This is a genomic window from Streptomyces scopuliridis (assembly GCF_042790125.1).
GTDB lineage: Bacteria > Actinomycetota > Actinomycetes > Streptomycetales > Streptomycetaceae > Streptomyces > Streptomyces scopuliridis_A.
Genome location: NZ_JBHTZS010000003.1, coordinates 227,341 through 242,775, shown reverse-complemented (window position 1 = coordinate 242,775; position 15,435 = coordinate 227,341). Strand labels below are relative to the sequence as shown.

The 15,435-nt window shown below is 70.0% G+C and carries 12 protein-coding genes; 7 read left to right on the top strand and 5 right to left on the bottom strand.

The window, feature by feature from the left end; translation table 11 throughout:
• Window positions 1-25 precede the first annotated feature (25 nt).
• From ACFRKB_RS05675 to ACFRKB_RS05665, 3 genes are all read right to left on the bottom strand, one after another.
• Window positions 26-1,060 carry an ABC transporter substrate-binding protein gene (locus ACFRKB_RS05675; RefSeq protein ID WP_383103577.1) on the bottom strand — a complete coding sequence of 345 codons (1,035 nt, stop codon included), beginning with the start codon at window positions 1,058-1,060 and terminating at the stop codon, window positions 26-28.
• 127 nt (window positions 1,061-1,187) lie between these two features.
• The gene (locus ACFRKB_RS05670) at window positions 1,188-2,078 is read right to left on the bottom strand and encodes an ABC transporter permease (protein ID WP_383103575.1); all 891 of its coding nucleotides are present in this window, start codon (window positions 2,076-2,078) and stop codon (window positions 1,188-1,190) included.
• Complete coding sequence (locus tag ACFRKB_RS05665) at window positions 2,068-2,883, bottom strand: ABC transporter ATP-binding protein (RefSeq protein ID WP_383103573.1); 816 nt, start codon at window positions 2,881-2,883, stop codon at window positions 2,068-2,070. The genes ACFRKB_RS05670 and ACFRKB_RS05665 overlap by 11 nt, the downstream gene beginning before the upstream one ends.
• Window positions 2,884-3,124: 241 nt before the next feature.
• On the opposite strand from ACFRKB_RS05665, the gene ACFRKB_RS05660 reads away from it, so the two are divergent.
• Entirely contained in the window at window positions 3,125-4,888 is a 1,764-nt protein-coding gene (locus ACFRKB_RS05660) for a sensor histidine kinase (RefSeq protein ID WP_383103571.1), read from the top strand.
• The gene (locus ACFRKB_RS05655; protein WP_383103570.1) at window positions 4,885-5,577 is read left to right on the top strand and encodes a response regulator; all 693 of its coding nucleotides are present in this window, start codon (window positions 4,885-4,887) and stop codon (window positions 5,575-5,577) included. Before ACFRKB_RS05660 ends, ACFRKB_RS05655 begins: the two co-directional genes overlap by 4 nt.
• 19 nt (window positions 5,578-5,596) lie before the next feature.
• Here ACFRKB_RS05655 and ACFRKB_RS05650 read toward each other — a convergent pair whose 3' ends face one another.
• Together ACFRKB_RS05650 and ACFRKB_RS05645 are read right to left on the bottom strand one after the other, a co-directional pair.
• On the bottom strand, window positions 5,597-8,071 hold the full coding sequence (locus ACFRKB_RS05650; RefSeq protein WP_383103568.1) for a SpoIIE family protein phosphatase: 2,475 nt from the start codon (window positions 8,069-8,071) through the stop codon (window positions 5,597-5,599).
• Between the two features lie 354 nt (window positions 8,072-8,425).
• Entirely contained in the window at window positions 8,426-9,184 is a 759-nt protein-coding gene (locus tag ACFRKB_RS05645) for a DeoR/GlpR family DNA-binding transcription regulator (protein WP_383103566.1), read from the bottom strand.
• 499 nt (window positions 9,185-9,683) lie between these two features.
• Here ACFRKB_RS05645 and ACFRKB_RS05640 point away from each other — a divergent pair, with 499 nt between their 5' ends.
• The 5 genes from ACFRKB_RS05640 to melA all read left to right on the top strand — a co-directional run bounded on the left by ACFRKB_RS05640 (window position 9,684) and on the right by melA (window position 15,432).
• Window positions 9,684-11,033, top strand: coding sequence for an ABC transporter substrate-binding protein (locus ACFRKB_RS05640; RefSeq protein WP_383103565.1), 1,350 nt, complete (start codon window positions 9,684-9,686; stop codon window positions 11,031-11,033).
• Between the two features lie 10 nt (window positions 11,034-11,043).
• Window positions 11,044-12,084, top strand: a complete 1,041-nt coding sequence (locus ACFRKB_RS05635) for a carbohydrate ABC transporter permease (RefSeq protein ID WP_383103563.1) — start codon at window positions 11,044-11,046, stop codon at window positions 12,082-12,084.
• Window positions 12,081-12,989, top strand: a complete 909-nt coding sequence (locus ACFRKB_RS05630) for a carbohydrate ABC transporter permease (RefSeq protein ID WP_383103561.1) — start codon at window positions 12,081-12,083, stop codon at window positions 12,987-12,989. The genes ACFRKB_RS05635 and ACFRKB_RS05630 overlap by 4 nt, the downstream gene beginning before the upstream one ends.
• A gap of 125 nt (window positions 12,990-13,114) precedes the next feature.
• On the top strand, window positions 13,115-14,104 hold the full coding sequence (locus ACFRKB_RS05625) for a carbohydrate kinase family protein (RefSeq protein ID WP_383103559.1): 990 nt from the start codon (window positions 13,115-13,117) through the stop codon (window positions 14,102-14,104).
• Window positions 14,104-15,432 (top strand): alpha-glucosidase/alpha-galactosidase, encoded by a 1,329-nt coding sequence (gene melA, locus ACFRKB_RS05620; RefSeq protein WP_383103557.1) that lies wholly within the window; start codon window positions 14,104-14,106, stop codon window positions 15,430-15,432. Before ACFRKB_RS05625 ends, melA begins: the two co-directional genes overlap by 1 nt.
• The last annotated feature ends 3 nt before the right edge of the window (window positions 15,433-15,435 follow it).

The window sequence follows — 15,435 nt, the reverse complement described above, 5'->3', positions numbered from 1 at the left end:
CTGGTCCGGTCGGTCACCTCACCGGTCAGCCCGCCGCCTTCTCGGCGAACTCCGTGGTGTAGGTCTTGCTCAGATCGACCGTGGCGTTCTTGAGATTGGGGTTGAACGCCTTCAGGACGCGCTCCACGGTCTCCGGGCCGTCGGCGGGCATCACACCGTCCGTGGTGAACATCGGCAGGGTGCTCTTGATCGCCTGCGCGTACAGCTCCTTGCCGCCCTGCGCGTAGTCGGCGGGCATCTTCGCCGCGATCTCCTCAGGGGAGTGGGTCGACATCCACTTCAGCGTCTTCACGAACGCGTTGGCCAGCTTCTGCACCGTCTCCTTGTTGCTGTTGACCCAGTCGGTGTTCATATAGAGGCTGGAGGAGGGGTACGGACCGCCGAGCGCCGCCTTGGAGCCCTCGGGCGTCCGCATGTCGATGAGGACCTTGCCGAGCTTCTTGTCCAGGATCTGCGCGACCGTCGGGTCGGTCGTCATGCCTCCGTCGATCGACCCCTGCTGAAGCGCCGAGATGAAGGTCTGGCCCGCTCCCACCGCGACCGGGGTGAACTGCTCCGTCTGCACGCCGTCGTTGACCGCGAGGTACTTGGTGAGGAAGTCGGTGGACGAGCCGAGGCCGGTGACCCCGAGCTTCTTGCCCTTGAAGTCCTTCGGGGAGGTGATGGTGGCGGCCGCCTTGTTGGAGACGACCTCGACCTCGCCCGAGGCGTGCGAGAACTGCACCACGGACTCCACCTGCTTGCCCTTGACCTGGAGATCGAGCGTGTGGTCGTAGAAGCCGACGACACCCTGCACATCGCCGGAGACGAGCGAGGTGGTGGCCTGCACGCCGGCCGGCTCGGTCAGCAGCTCCACCTCGACGCCCTCGTCCTTGAAGTAGCCGAGCTTCTGGGTGAGCATCGCGGGCAGATAGATGACCTTGTCCAGGCCGCCCACCATGATCTTGACCTTGCCGCCGGAGCCGGAGGCCGAGGAGTCGCCGCCGCCACAGGCGGTGAGGGTGCCGAGGGCGAGGGTCGCGGCGAGCGCGGCGGCCGAGATCCTGAGATGTCTGCGCATGGTTCACGTCCTTGTGAAGAGGTGCTGGGGAAGGTGGGACTGCTGGGACTGCTGGGTGGACCGAGGGGTACTGGGCGGCCCGAGGGGTGCCGGGCAGGCGGGGGCAGTGGCCGGACGGGCCGGGGAATCAGCGTTCGGTGCCCGGCTCGGCCGGCTTCCAGCGGAAGAGCCGTTTCTCCAGGAACGACAGGAGCCCTTCGGCGAGCAGTGCCACCACGGCGAGGATCACCATCGCCGCATACACACCGGCCGCGTTGAACGTGCCCTGGGAGGCCGAGACCAGCAGACCGAGCCCCTTGGTCGCGCCGATGTACTCGCCGACGATCGCGCCGATCAGCGCGAAGCCGAAGCTGACATGCAGGCTGGTGAAGATCCACGAGGTGGCGGAGGGGATGACGACCTGGAGGGTGACCTGACGGTTGCTCGCCCCGAGGATCCGGGCGTTGGAGACCAGATTGCGGTCGACCTCCCGCGCGCCCTGGAACGCGTTGAAGAAGACGGGGAAGAAGACCAGCACGACCGCGGAGGCGACCTTCGAGGCCGGACCGAGACCGAACCAGATGAGGAAGATCGGGGCGAGGACGATCCGGGGCAGCGCGTTGAGGACCTTGATGTACGGGCCGAGCACCTCGGCGAGGAAGCGGATCCGGCCGAGCGCGATACCGAGCACCACACCGCCGATCACCCCGATGACCCAGCCGAGGAGCGCTTCGTAGAGCGTGTACCAGATCTGCTCCCACAGGGAGCCCTGCGGAGTGCCGTGCACCGCCCACTGGCGCATCTGGTCCCAGATCCTGGACGGCATCGAGAAGTTGAAGGGATCGATGACGGCGGTCCTGGCCAGCCACTCCCACATCCCGATGAGCGCGATGAGAAGCAGCACCCGGCTGGTGTAGACGATGATCTTGTGGTTGCGGGCGGCTCGCGCCCTGGCCTGCGTACGCTCCCCACCGCCGCTTGCCCTGCCGACGGCGGCCTTGGCGGTGGCGGACGGGACGGTGACGGTCTCAGGCGGCATCGGTGGCTCCTCGCTCGCGGGTGATCCGTACCTCTTCGCCGAGGGAGGACCAGATCTCCCGGTAGATCTCGATGAAGCGCGGTTCGAGCCGTACGGACTCGACCTTGCGGGGACGCGGCAGGTCGATGGCGAAGACCTCCTTGACGGTGGCGGGTCCCGCCGTCATCACCACGACCTTGTCGGCGAGGGCGATCGACTCCTCCAGGTCATGGGTGACGAAGACGACCGAGGCGCCCGTGCCTTCCCACAGCTCCAGCAGCTCGTCCGACATCAGCGCCCGGGTCTGCACATCGAGAGCCGAGAACGGCTCGTCCATGAGCAGGAGTTCGGGATCGTTGACGAAGGTCGCCGCGAGGGCGACGCGCTTGCGCTGGCCGCCGGAGAGCTGATGCGGATAGCGGTCCTCGAAGGAGGCGAGCCCGACCCGGGCCAGCCACTCACGGGCCCGCTCCCTGGCCTCGCCCTTGGGCACGCCGCGGAAGCGGGGGCCCGCCATCACATTGGACAGCACGGTGCGCCAGGGGAAGACCGCGTCCTGCTGGAAGACGAATCCGATCTTGTCGCCGATGCCGCGCACCGGCTCACCGGCCACCAGTACCTCGCCCTCGGTGGGCTCCTCCAACCCGCTGACGAGGGTCAGCGTCGTCGACTTTCCGCATCCCGTGGGGCCGACCACCGCGACGAACTCGCCGCGCTCGACCGTCAGGTCCAGATCCCTGACGGCGGTGTGCAGCGACCCCGACGGGGTCCGGAATGCCTTGCTCGTTCCCCGCAGTTCGATGGCGGGGCTCGTGTGGCTGCTCATGGCCCGGGAGGCTAGGAGCGTCCCCGGCCGCGGCGGCAGTCTTGTGGGCGCAACCTGTCTTTCTGCGCGCATTCCGCGTTTTGCTCGTTCTGCTCACGCCGGAACCACAAAAACGGAGCACGGGGGTGGGCAGCCGCGCGTTGTGGGCCTACGTTGCGTGCACAACGAAGTTAAATCCGGACCTGCCTGTTCCGGACCGGGCCGGCCGGCCCGGAGAGCGCCGGAGAGGGAGGGGGACGAGATGCGGTTGCGCTGGCCCAGACGCGTCGCTGCCCAGGTTCTGGTGGTGCAGCTCGTCATCACCACGGGGGTGATGGTGCTCGCCACCGGGCTCTTTCTCGCCCCGCTCGGATCCGAGCTGGACGACGCGGCCACACTCCGGGCCCTCGCCATCGCCCAGACCACCGCGGCCGATCCGGATATCGCCCGGGGGCTGACCAGCACCTCCCCGAGCCCCACCGGGCCGGTGCAGACCGAGGCGGAACGGGTCCGCCGGGCCACGCGCGCGCTGTATGTCGTGGTGATGGACACCCATGGCGTGCGCTGGTCGCACACCACCTCCGGCGAGATCGGCAGGCATGTCTCCACCGACCCCAGCGCCGCGCTCTCCGGCCGGGAGATCCGGCAGATCGACAAGGGCACCCTGGGCCGCTCGGCCCGCGCCAAGGTGCCGCTGTACGACAGCGACGGGCGGATCATCGGCGCGGTGTCGGTCGGTATCGCGTACGACAGTGTGCGCCAGCGGCTGATCGACACCATCCCCGGGCTGCTGCTCTGCGCGGGCGCGGCGCTGGGCGCGGGCGCGCTGGCCGCCGTCGCGGTCGCCCGCCGGCTGCGCCGGATCACACACGGTGTCGCCTTCGCCGATATCTCGGCGCTGCTGGACGAGCGGGAGGCGATGCTGCACGGGGTACGGGAGGGCGTGGTCGCCTTCGACCGGGACGGCAGGATCCGGCTCGCCAACGACGAGGCGGTACGGCTGCTCGGGCTCGACGCGGACGCCACCGGCCGCGCCCTGGACGAGGTGCTCGCGCCGGGCCGTACGACCGATGTGCTGGCGGGACGGGTGGACGGGACGGATCTGCTGGCCGTCAGCGGCAGCCGGGTCCTGGTCGCCAACCGGATGCCGACGCGGGACGGCGGCGCCGTGGTGACGCTGCGCGACCGTACCGAACTGGAGCTGCTCGGGCGTGAGCTGGACAGCACCCAAGGGCTGCTCGACGCGCTGCGGGCACAGGACCACGAGCATGCCAACCGGCTGCACACCGTGCTCGGACTGCTCGAACTCGGCCGCCACGAACGGGCGGTGGAGTTCGTCGCCGGGGTCGCCAGCGCGCACCGGGCGTCCGCGGAACAGATCGCCGAGCGGGTAGGTGATCCGCTGGTCTCGGCGCTGCTCGTGGGCAAGACGGCGATCGCCGCCGAGCGCGGGGTGTCGCTGCGTATCTCGCCCGCCACACTGCTGCCGCACCGGGTGGTCGATCCGCGCGATCTGGTGACCGTACTCGGCAATCTCATCGACAACGCGCTGGACGCCGCTGCCGGACGGCGGCTGACGGAACCCCCCGCCGAGCCCTCCGCGGCGCCGTCCACGGAGACCTCCGCGGAGCCCTTGGTGGAGTCCTTCGTGGAGCCCTTCGTAGAGGTCGAGTTGCGTGCCGAGAAGACCACGGCGGTGATCCGGGTCTCCGACACCGGTCCCGGAGTGCCGCCCGAGATGCGCGAGCGGATCTTCGCGGAGGGCTGGTCCACGAAACGGCCCGCCCCTCCCCCGCCGCCGGCCGACCCGTCCGATCCCGCGCCGGTCGCGTTCCGCCGGCGCAGGGGCATCGGGCTCGCTCTCGTACGCCGGCTCTCCGAGCGGTACGGCGGCATGGCCCGGGTGACCGCGCGCGCGGGCGGCGGCGCGGTCTTCACCGTCGTACTGCCCGAGGCGCTCGCCCCGGACGACCTCGCCGGGGACGGTCCCGCGCGTCAGCTCACATCGGCAGGAGAGTCACGATGATCGATGTCCTCGTGGTGGACGACGACTTCCATATCGCCGAGATCAACGCCGCGTATGTGGCGCAGGTGCGCGGCTTCCGGGTCATCGGCCGTGCCCATACCGCCGCTCAGGCCCTGGCCACCCTGGAGCGCCGCCATGTCGATCTCGTTCTGCTCGACCACTATCTGCCGGACGAGACGGGCCTGACGCTGGTGCGCCGTATGCGGCAACTCGGCCACCACGCCGATGTGATCATGGTGACGGCCGCCCGTGACGTGGCCACGGTCCAGGCCGCGATGCGGTACGGCGCGCTCCAGTATCTGGTCAAGCCCTTCAGCTTCGCCGGGCTGCGGGCGCGACTCGACGGCTACGCCGCCATGCGCCGCACGCTCGACGGTGTCGGTGGCCGCGGCGAGGCCGGCCAGGAGCAGGTGGACCGTATCTTCAGCGCCTTCAAGATCGCGGACGCCCCGAGCTCCGAACTCCCCAAGGGACACTCCGTGGCGACCGTCGCCCTCATCCGCCGCACCCTGGGCGAGGCCGGGCAACCGCTCTCCGCCCACGAGGTCGCGGAACGCACCGGCGTCAGCCGCTCCACGGCCCAGCGCTATCTCAAGTACCTGGAGCGCGCCGGGCATATCAGCCTGACCCTGAAGTACGGCGACACCGGCCGCCCGGAGCACCGCTACGCGTGGGCGGCCTCGAACTGACCCCAGCGCGGAGGCGGGGTCACATCAGCTCCTGTTCCGCCCAGATGATCTTGCCGTCGGGTGTGTGCCGGGTGCCCCAGCGGTGGGCGAGCTGGGCGACGAGGAAGAGCCCCCGGCCGCCTTCGTCGGTGGTCCTGGCGTGCCGCAGCCGGGGAGAGGTGCTGTTGGCGTCGGCGACCTCGACGATCAGCCGGGACTGGCGCAGCAGCCGGACCCGGATCGGCCCCGAGCCGTACCGGACCGCGTTGGTGACCAGCTCGCTGACGATCAGTTCGGTCGTCATGACCAGCTCGTCCAGGCCCCATTCCTCCAGTTGGCGGGTGGCCAGATTGCGGATGCCGGCGACGGCGGCGGGTTCGGAGGCGACGTGCCAGGAGACGACATGCTCGGCGCTCAGGGCACGGGTACGCGCCAGCAGCAGCGCCACGTCGTCGGGTTGCGCCACGGCGGTCAGCCGCTCCACGGCGGCGGCGCACAGCGCCGTGAGGGACAGGCCGGGCTGGGCCAGGGCGTGTCCGAGGCGGGACATGCCGAGGTCGATGTCCCGGTCGGCGGCCTCGATGAGTCCGTTGGTGTAGAGACCGAGCAGGCTGCCCTCGGCGAGCTCGACCTCGGAGGACTCGAAGGGCAGCCCGCCCAGCCCCAGCGGCGGTCCGGCGGGCAGCTCCAGAAAGCTGACGTCCCCCTCCGGAGTGACGACGACGGGCGGCGGGTGCCCGGCCCTGGCCAGCGTGCAACGCCGGGTGACCGGGTCGTAGACGGCGTAGAGACAGGTGGCACCGACCACGGTCGTACGGAACGGGTCGGCCGCCTCGTTGGGCGGCTCCTCCTCACTGAGGCGGAGCACCAGATCGTCGAGGTGGGCCAGCAGTTCGTCCGGGGGCACGTCCATGTCGGCGAGCGTCTGCACCGCCGTACGCAGCCGCCCCATGGTCGCGGCGGCGCTGATGCCGTGCCCGACCACATCGCCGACGACCAGTCCCACACGGGAGCCGGACAGGGGGATCACATCGAACCAGTCCCCGCCCACACCGTCCCCCGCGCCCGCCGGCAGATAGACCGAGGCCACGTCCACGGCGGCACCGCCGGCCAGGCTGTGCGGCAGCAGGCTGCGCTGAAGCGTCACGGTCGCGTTGTGTTCACGGGTGAAGCGGCGCGCGTTGTCCACACACACCGCCGCGCGCGCGACGACTTCCCGGGCCAGCAGGACATCGTCCGGCTTGAAGGAGACGGGGTTCTGCGAGCGAAAGAACGTGGTGATGCCCAGTATGGTGTCCCGCGCCCGCATCGGCACGGAGATGAGCGAGTGCAGTCCGTACTCGCGGATGGAGGCGGCCCTGGCGGGCTGCCCCGTCACCCACTGGCGGCTGGTGGGTTCGAGAAGCTGTATCAGGACCGGCTCACCGTTGACCAGGAGGTCGGGGCCGTGCGGCGGGGGGATGGTCTCCACTCGTTCACCGATCCTGGCGACGGCCTCCGGGCACCCTTCCCGTACGGAGCTCATGGCCGCCCGGCGCAGCGTCACCTGTGTGACGGCCGGTCCCGCGTCGGTCAGCCAGGTCCCCTGACCCTCGTCGCTGAGGATCGGTTCCAGCAGATCGACGGTGACGAAGTCGGCGAAGCGCGGCACGGCGAAATCGCTGAGCTCCTGGGCCGTCCGTGTCACGTCGAGGGTGCTGCCGACCATGGCTCCCGCGTCATTGACCATGGCCAGCAGCTCGCGGGCGTTCCATCGGTCGGTCACATCGAGCACCATGTAGCACACGCCCGTGACGGCTCCGGCGGCGTCGACCAGCGGAAAGAACGAGGTGGAGTAGGCGTGCTGGCGATGCGGATCCGCCCAGCTCCAGCCGAGGTACTCGTAGTCGGTGACCGGTACCCCGCTCTGCAGCACCTTGCGCATCAGGTCTTCGAGGATGTCGGCCTGGAGGCCCGGGAGCAGCTCGCTCAGACGGCGGCCCAGGCGCTGCTCACGGGGCACACCGCCGAAACGCTCCAGGGTGTCGTTGAGCCAGGTGTAGCGCAGGTCCATGTCCATGACCGCCATGCCGACGGGGGACCGGGTCAGGAACCCGTCCAGTACGGACTGGCCCATCGCCCATTGGGTCCTGATCGCCCATGCCGAGATCAGAAAGCACTCATCGCCACCGATACGGAACGAGGTGGAGACGCGCAGGTTCATTTCGAGGCGCCGGCCGTCGCGGTGCCGGAGCGGAACGACCCCGCTCCACCCGGCCCCCGCGCGACAGTGCTCGGCGACGGCCACCGCGCGCACCCGGTCGCCCGGGTCGGCCAGCAGCAGCGCGGCGGACCCGCCCACCACCTCCCCTGGTGGGTAGCCGAGGACCTCCTCAGCACCCCGGGTCCAGGCGACGACCTTGCCCGCCGCGTCCACCACCGCGGTCGCGTCATTGGGTGCGTCCAAAGGAACCTCCGAACGCGCGGGCGGCGGAGCACCGGGGCTCGGGCTCGACTGCCTGCGCGCCGCTGACATCCGCCTCACCATCCCCTATGCCCCCATAATCGCACCGCGTGACGCGATGCGCACGGACGCGCGATCTTCAGCGACGGACGTGCTGCCGTACCAGCTCCGGCGTCCACTCGACGTACTCGGCCTCGGCCCCGTCGGCATGGCGGGCGCGGGCGTATGTCCTCAGGATGGTCACACGTGGCTCCTCGCCCGGCCGGCCCCGGCAGAGGCGCCGGGGTGTCAGCGGCATCTGAGACGGTCTCTTCTGGTTACTCGGAAACTGTAGGTGAGTATGCCCTGACGTGGAAGAACGCACTTTCCGGTGACAGGGGAACCTCGTGGTGACCGCACGGGTCAGCCGCATGCCACCGGGCCGGGTCAGACCGCCGTCACCGCTACGCCCAGGTCGGCGATGCGCGCCAGGTGGTCCGCCGGGGCCGCCCTGTCGGTGACGAGGTGGTCGATGTCCGTCAGCGGGCAGATCTTCGCGAAGGTGACCTTCCCGATCTTCGAATGGTCCGCCACGACGACCGTCCGGCCGCTGTTGTCGGCGAAGGCGCGGTCCGTCGCCGCTTCGAGCTGATCGTGGGTCGTGCAGCCGTGGGCCGCGCTGATCCCGTCCACCCCCAGGAACGTCATGTCGGTGTGATGGTCAGCCAGTGTCTTCTCGGCGATGGGGCCGACGAGTTCGTAGCTCGCGGTACGGGCGTTACCGCCGACGACGACGAGCGTGACATCCCTGTGCGGCACCAGTTCGGCGGCGATGTTGACGGCGTTGGTCACGATCGTGACGGGTCCGCGCGCGGCGAGCACACGCGCGATCTCGGTGACGGTCGTGCCACCGGTCAGGCCGACGACCGCGCCCGGCGGCACCAACTCGGCCGCGGCCCGGGCGATGGCCTGCTTCTCGGGGCGGCAGCGCTCCGTACGGTGCTGGACCGGAAGCTCGGCCCCGACGCTGCCGACCACCGCTCCGCCGTGCGTACGGCGCAGCAGGTTCAGCCGGCTCAGATGCTGCAGATCGCGCCGGACCGTGGCCCCCGAGACGTTCAGCAGCCGCGAGAGTTCCCTGACATCGGAGCCGCCTCGCGCGGAGACATGCTCAAGTATCCGCGCATGGCGCTCAGTTTTCAGCATGAGATGAGCATAGACCCGCGCGGGTATGCGCAGCTCGGAGAATATCCGGAAGTCCGGTGACCCTCGCACCCGCTGTCCATATGCGCAAAGTGCGCAGCTTCGATCTGTTGACATGCCGAAACTTGCTCGCTTTACTCCATGCAACGCCAGAGTTGAGCACCCGGCGCCAGAGGTACGCCCAGCCGGTACGCGGTCCACTACACCGTCAGCCCGGACTGAGTCGCCAGGACCCCCGCGGAGTTCGCGGAGTCCGAGGCGGGGACGTACCCCCCATTTTCTGGAGCTCACGATGCCCCTCATCAGCCGCCCGCCCGATCAGCCCGTCGAGCGGTTCTGACCGGCTCGGTCCACCCCCGTTTCCGGTCGGGTGCACCGAGCCGCCGCTCCCCGCCCCCCACGCGGCGCGCCCTTCGCCACCACCTCACAGCACACACCACCCACCGTGCCGGGACGCTCCCCGCGTGACCGTCCCGTGCCGCGTTTTCCCCTGGGGGCTTCTATGGCCACAGCACACCGCGTTCCCGGTACTTCCGGTACTCCCGCCGGGCTCTCGCGCCGTACGGTCCTGCGCCGGGGCACCGGTCTGGCGCTCGGCGCCGCCGCCACGGCGGCCCTGCCCGGATGCGGTGCGGGCACGAGCGACGGCGTCGGAGCCGACGGACGGGTCACGGTCGAGCTCTGGCACGGACAGACCGACACCGGCCGCGAGGCGATCGAGAAACTGGTCACGGAGTTCAACCGCACCCATCCCGGTATCCGTGTCGATCCCGGCGGAGGCGTGCTGTCCGACGCGATGCTGCAGAAGATCACCGCGGCGCTCGCGTCCGGCTCCTTCCCCGACGTCGCCTATGTCTTCGGCTCGGACCTGGCCAGCGTGGCACGCAGTCCTTCGGTGGTGGATCTGACCGATACGGTCCGTTCCGGCCCCCTCCCCTGGAACGACTTCTGGGCCCCCGCCCGCGATGCCGTCACGCTCAACGGACAGGTACGGGCGGCTCCCGCCCTGCTCGACGCGCTCGCCGTGGTCTGCAACAAGAAGCTCTTCCGCGACGCGGGACTGCCCCTTCCCGAACCGGGCTGGACCTGGGACGAGTTCGTGGCGACGGCCAGGAAGCTGACCGACGGAGCACGTGGCACGTTCGGCACCGGCTGGCCCGGTGTGGGCGACGAGGACACGGTGTGGCGGCTGTGGCCGATGGTGTGGGACCTGGGAGGCGACGTCGTCAGCGAGGACGGACGGCGGATCGGGTTCGCGGACACCGGCGTACAGGCCCTGGAGACGCTGGCGGCGCTCGCGAAGGACAAGAGCGTCTACATCGACCCCAAGCCCGGCAGCGAGCAGATGTACCAGGTCTTTCTCGCCGGCCGGATGGGCATGGTCGCCACCGGACCGTGGCAGCTGCCCGACATCCAGCAGGCGAAGGTCGACTATCACGTGGTGCCGCTGCCCAGCTACAGCGGCAAGCCGATGACCATTTCGGGACCCGACACATGGACCGTGTTCGACAACGGTCCGGCGCGCGTACGGGCGGCTCTCACCTTCGTCACCTGGCTGTCGCGGCCCGCCCAGGATGTGCGCTGGGACATCATGGCCGGCAGCCTGCCGCTGAGCCGGAGTACGGAGGCCCTGCCCGCCTGGCGGGAGAAGGCGGCCGGGACCGAGGGGCTGCCGGTGTTCACCCAGGCGCTGGACACGGCGCGCGTACGTCCCGTACACCCGGCGTATCCGCAGATCTCGCAAGCACTCGGACAGGCCATCGCCGCCGTGCTCCTCGGCAGGAGTACCCCCGTCAAGGCCCTGCGCGCGTGCGCGGACGAGGCCAACGCCGCTCTGCTCATCCCGCGTTGAGAGGAATACGATGTCGCGCCTGCCCACTCCGCTCACGCTTCCGGACCACGGCCCCGAACACAACGGCCACAACGACCGCACCACCCATGACAGCACCCGCGACGCGGCGTCGAGCGCCCGTGGGAAGCGACCACGGCCGGGCGGTCCACGACGCCGCGCGCGCGGCGAGTCCGCGACCGCCTGGGCGTTCGTCTCGCCCTCCGTCCTGATCATTCTCGGGCTGAGCGTCATCCCCGTGGCCTGGTCGCTGCTGCTGTCCTTCCAGGCCGACGACCTGGTCACGCCCAGCCGCTGGGTCGGTCTCGGCAACTACCGCGCGCTGGCGCAGGATCCGCACTTCGGCCAGGCGGTGCGCAACACACTGCTGTACACGGCGCTGTACGTACCGCTGAGCATCGGCCTGGGGCTGCTGCTCGCCCTCGTACTGAACCAGCGGATCCGGCTCGTGGGTGTGTACCGCACACTGATCTTCGTGCCGTTCGTCATCTCGGCGACGGCGCAGGGGGTGCTGTTCTCCTTCATCCTCGACCCGGAGTTCGGGGCGGCCAACTCCGTCCTGCACAAGCTCGGCATCTCGGCGCAGGGCTTCCTCACCGACCCGGGACAGGCCCTGCTCGTACTGGTGGCGATCTCGTTGTGGAGCGGCACCGGCTTCTGCGTGGTGGTCACTCTCGCCGCGCTCCAGGATGTGCCGCCGTCGCTCATCGAGGCGGCGCGGCTGGACGGCGCCGGGCGTTGGCACCTGCTGCGGCATGTCATCCTCCCCGCGCTCACACCGGTCATGGTGTTCCTCCTGCTGTGGCAGACCATCAACGCGCTTCAGGTCTTCGACCTGGTGTACGTGACGACCAAGGGCGGACCACTCGGCTCCACCACGGTGATCGTCTACTTCATCTGGGAGCAGGCGTTCAAGAACTTCACCGCCGGTTACGGCGCGGCGGCCGCCTACGCGCTGGCGCTCGCGCTGCTCCTGATCGGCGCGGTCCCCCGGGTCACACGGGCCGTACGCGGCCGGCGCGAGAACCACCGCCTCGAAGGAGCCGCACGATGACGGCCACATCCGCTTCCGCTTCCTCCGCCCCCTCCTCTCCTTCTTCTTCCGTTTCCGCCGGGCCGGCCGCCGGGCGTCCGCGCGGCCGTCGGTGGCTGCCGTTCAGCCCCTGGCATCTGCTGCTCGCCCCGCTCACCCTGATCTTCGCGATCCCGCTGATCTGGCTGCTGCTCAGCTCCGTGATGAGCAACGCGGAGATCAACCGCTTCCCGCCGGCCCTCTGGCCGTCGGGGATCGATCTGGGCGGCTACCGGTATGTGCTCGGCAACGCGATGTTCCCGCGCTGGTTCGCCAACTCGCTGATCGTGTCGGTGGTCGCGGTGGCGTCCAACCTGCTGCTCGGCTCCCTCGGCGGCTACGCGTTCGCCCGGATGCGGTTCGCCGGCTCCCGTGTCCTGCTGGGCCTGATGCTGGCCACGATGGCGATCCCGTTCCAGCTGACGATGATCCCCACGTTCCTGGTCATGAAGCATCTCGGACTCATCGACACCCTGGGCGCGTTGATCGTCCCGTCGCTCGTCACACCGTTCGCCGTGTTCCTCCTGCGACAGTTCTTCCTCTCCCTGCCCAGGGAGCTGGAGGAAGCGGCCTGGATCGACGGCTGCTCACGGCTGCGGGTGCTGTTCCTCATCGTGCTGCCGCTGTCGCGCCCGGCCCTGAGCACCGTGGCGGTCCTGACCTTCCTGACCACCTGGAACGACCTGACCTGGCCGTTGATCGCCATCAATCACGACACCCAGTACACACTCCAGCTCGGCTTGACGACCTTCCAGGGGCAGCACCACACCCAGTGGTCCGCGGTCATGGCGGGCAATGTGATCACCGTTCTTCCGGTGCTGCTCGCCTTTCTCTTCGCACAGAAGTCCTTCATCCAGTCCATCACGTCCAGCGGTCTCAAGGGCTGAGTCCGGTCCCGCCCTCACATACACACCACGCACGTACACACCACGCACGCACACGCACACACCACCACGCACACCATCACTCACACCACACCTGCGCAGGCAGGGCCGCGATCACGGGAAGCCGCATGCCGCACACCTTCGACCTGCTTGTCATCGGGGACGCCAACCCCGACATCGTTCTGGGACCGCTCGACGCGCCGCTCGCCTTCGGACAGCGCGAACAACTCGTCGACACCGGCCTGCTCACACTCGGCGGCTCCGCCGCGATCATGGCGTGCGGAGCCGCCCGGCTCGGGCTGAAGGTCGCCTTCGCCGGGCGCGTCGGGGACGACGACGCGGGGCGTTTCGTCCGTACGGCACTGACCGCCCGGGGCGTCAACACCGACGCGCTGCGCGTCGATCCCGCTCTGCCGACACCGCTCACGGTGGTCGTGACGCGCGGGGACGGCGACCGTACGATCCTCACCTCTCCCGGCACCCTCGCCGCCACCGGGCCCGACGACGTCCCCGAGGCGCTGCTCACCAGCAGCCGGCATGTGCACGCCGCCTCCTACTTCCTGCTGCCCAAACTCGCCGACGCGCTGCCCGAACTGCTGGCCATGGCACGGGCGCACGGCGCCACCACCTCACTCGACACCAACGACGACCCCTCCGGCGAGTGGGCGCCCGGCCGTATCGACGCGACGCTCGCGGTCACCGGCTTCCTGCTGCCCAACGCGCAGGAGGCGCTGGCTCTCGCGTCCGCCGCCGCGTCCCCGGAGGCGGCAGGCTCGTCCGCCGCCACGGGCTCCCTGGAGGCGGCGGCCGGCGCACTCGCGGCCCTCGGACCACAGGTGGTGGTCAAGAACGGGGCCGACGGCGCCCTCGTCCACGACGGCCGCACCCTGCTGCGCGCCCCCTCGATCCCCGCCCGGCCACGGGACACCGTCGGCGCGGGAGACAGTTTCGACGCCGGTTTCATCGCCGCGTTCCTGCGCGGCCTGTCCACCGCCGAGGCGCTCGCGTTCGCCGCCGCCTGCGGCGCTCTGTCCACCCGGGCGCACGGCGGCACCGCCGCCCAGCCCACCTGGGACGAGGCCCGAACGGCCCTCGCCCGTAACGGAAAGAACCTCTGATGACCCTCACCACCCCGAAGATCGCGTTCATCGGCGCGGGAAGCGTCGTATTCACCCAGGGCCTGCTGGCGGACCTCTTCGCCTTCCCGGAGCTCAAGGGCGCCCATATCGCGCTGCACGACATCGACGCGGAACGGCTCGCCACGGCCGAGGGCGCGGCCCGCCACATCGCGGACCGGCTGACGGGGGCGAGCGGCACCACGCCCCGTATCACCGCCCACGCCGAGCGGCGCGCGGCCCTCGAAGGCGCCGACTTCGTCATCAACATCGTCCAGGTCGGCATGCGGGCGTCGACCCGTACCGACTTCGACATCCCCGCCGGTTACGGCGTACGCCAGACCATCGCGGACACGCTCGGCGTGGGCGGGATCTTCCGCGCACTGCGCACCTTCCCGCTGCTCAAGTCGCTCGGCGAGGACATCGCCGAGGTCTGCCCGGACGCCTGGCTGCTCAACTACACCAACCCCATGGCGATGAACGTCCAGTACCTCACCCGGGCCACCGGGCTGACCCGTGTCGTCGGTCTGTGCCACTCGGTGTACTGGACCATCCGCGACCTCTCGGACCTCCTGGGCGTCCCGCACGAGGAGGTCACCTACCGGGCCGCCGGCGTCAACCACCAGGCGTGGGTGCTCCGTCTTGAGCACCGGGGAAGCGACCTCTACCCGCGGCTGGACGCCCTCGTCGCGGAGAACCCGGAGCTGCGGCGCCGGGTCCGCGTCGACATGTACCGGCGCCTCGGCTACTACCCGACCGAGACCAGCGAGCACTCCTCCGAATACGTCCCCTGGTATCTGCACCACGACAGCGAGATCGAGCGGCTGCGCCTGCCCGTCGGCGCCTATCTCGGCATCGTCGACGAGAACATCGCCGAGTACGAGCGCACCCGTGACGCGCTGGCCTGCGGAGCCCCGCTGACCGTCGAGGGCACCATGGAGTACGCCCCGCAGATCATCCACAGCATCACCACCGGCACACCCCGCACCGTCTACGGCAATGTCCCGAACCACGGGCTGATCGACAATCTTCCGTCGGCCGGCACCGTCGAAGTGCCGTGTCTGGTGGACGCGCTGGGTGTGCAGCCCACCCGGGTCGGCTCACTGCCCGCCCAGTGCGCCGCGCTCAACCGGGGCTATCTGAGCATGAACGAACTGGTCGTCCGGGCCGCCCTGGAGGACGATCCGCGCTCCATCCGGCAGGCGGCCATGGCCGACCCGGCCACCGCGGCGGCCCTGCCCGTCGAACGCATCTGGGACCTGTGCGACGACATGGTGCGCGCGCACGCGGATCTGCTCCAGCCGTCGCTGCGTACGACGCTCGGCCACTGAGCA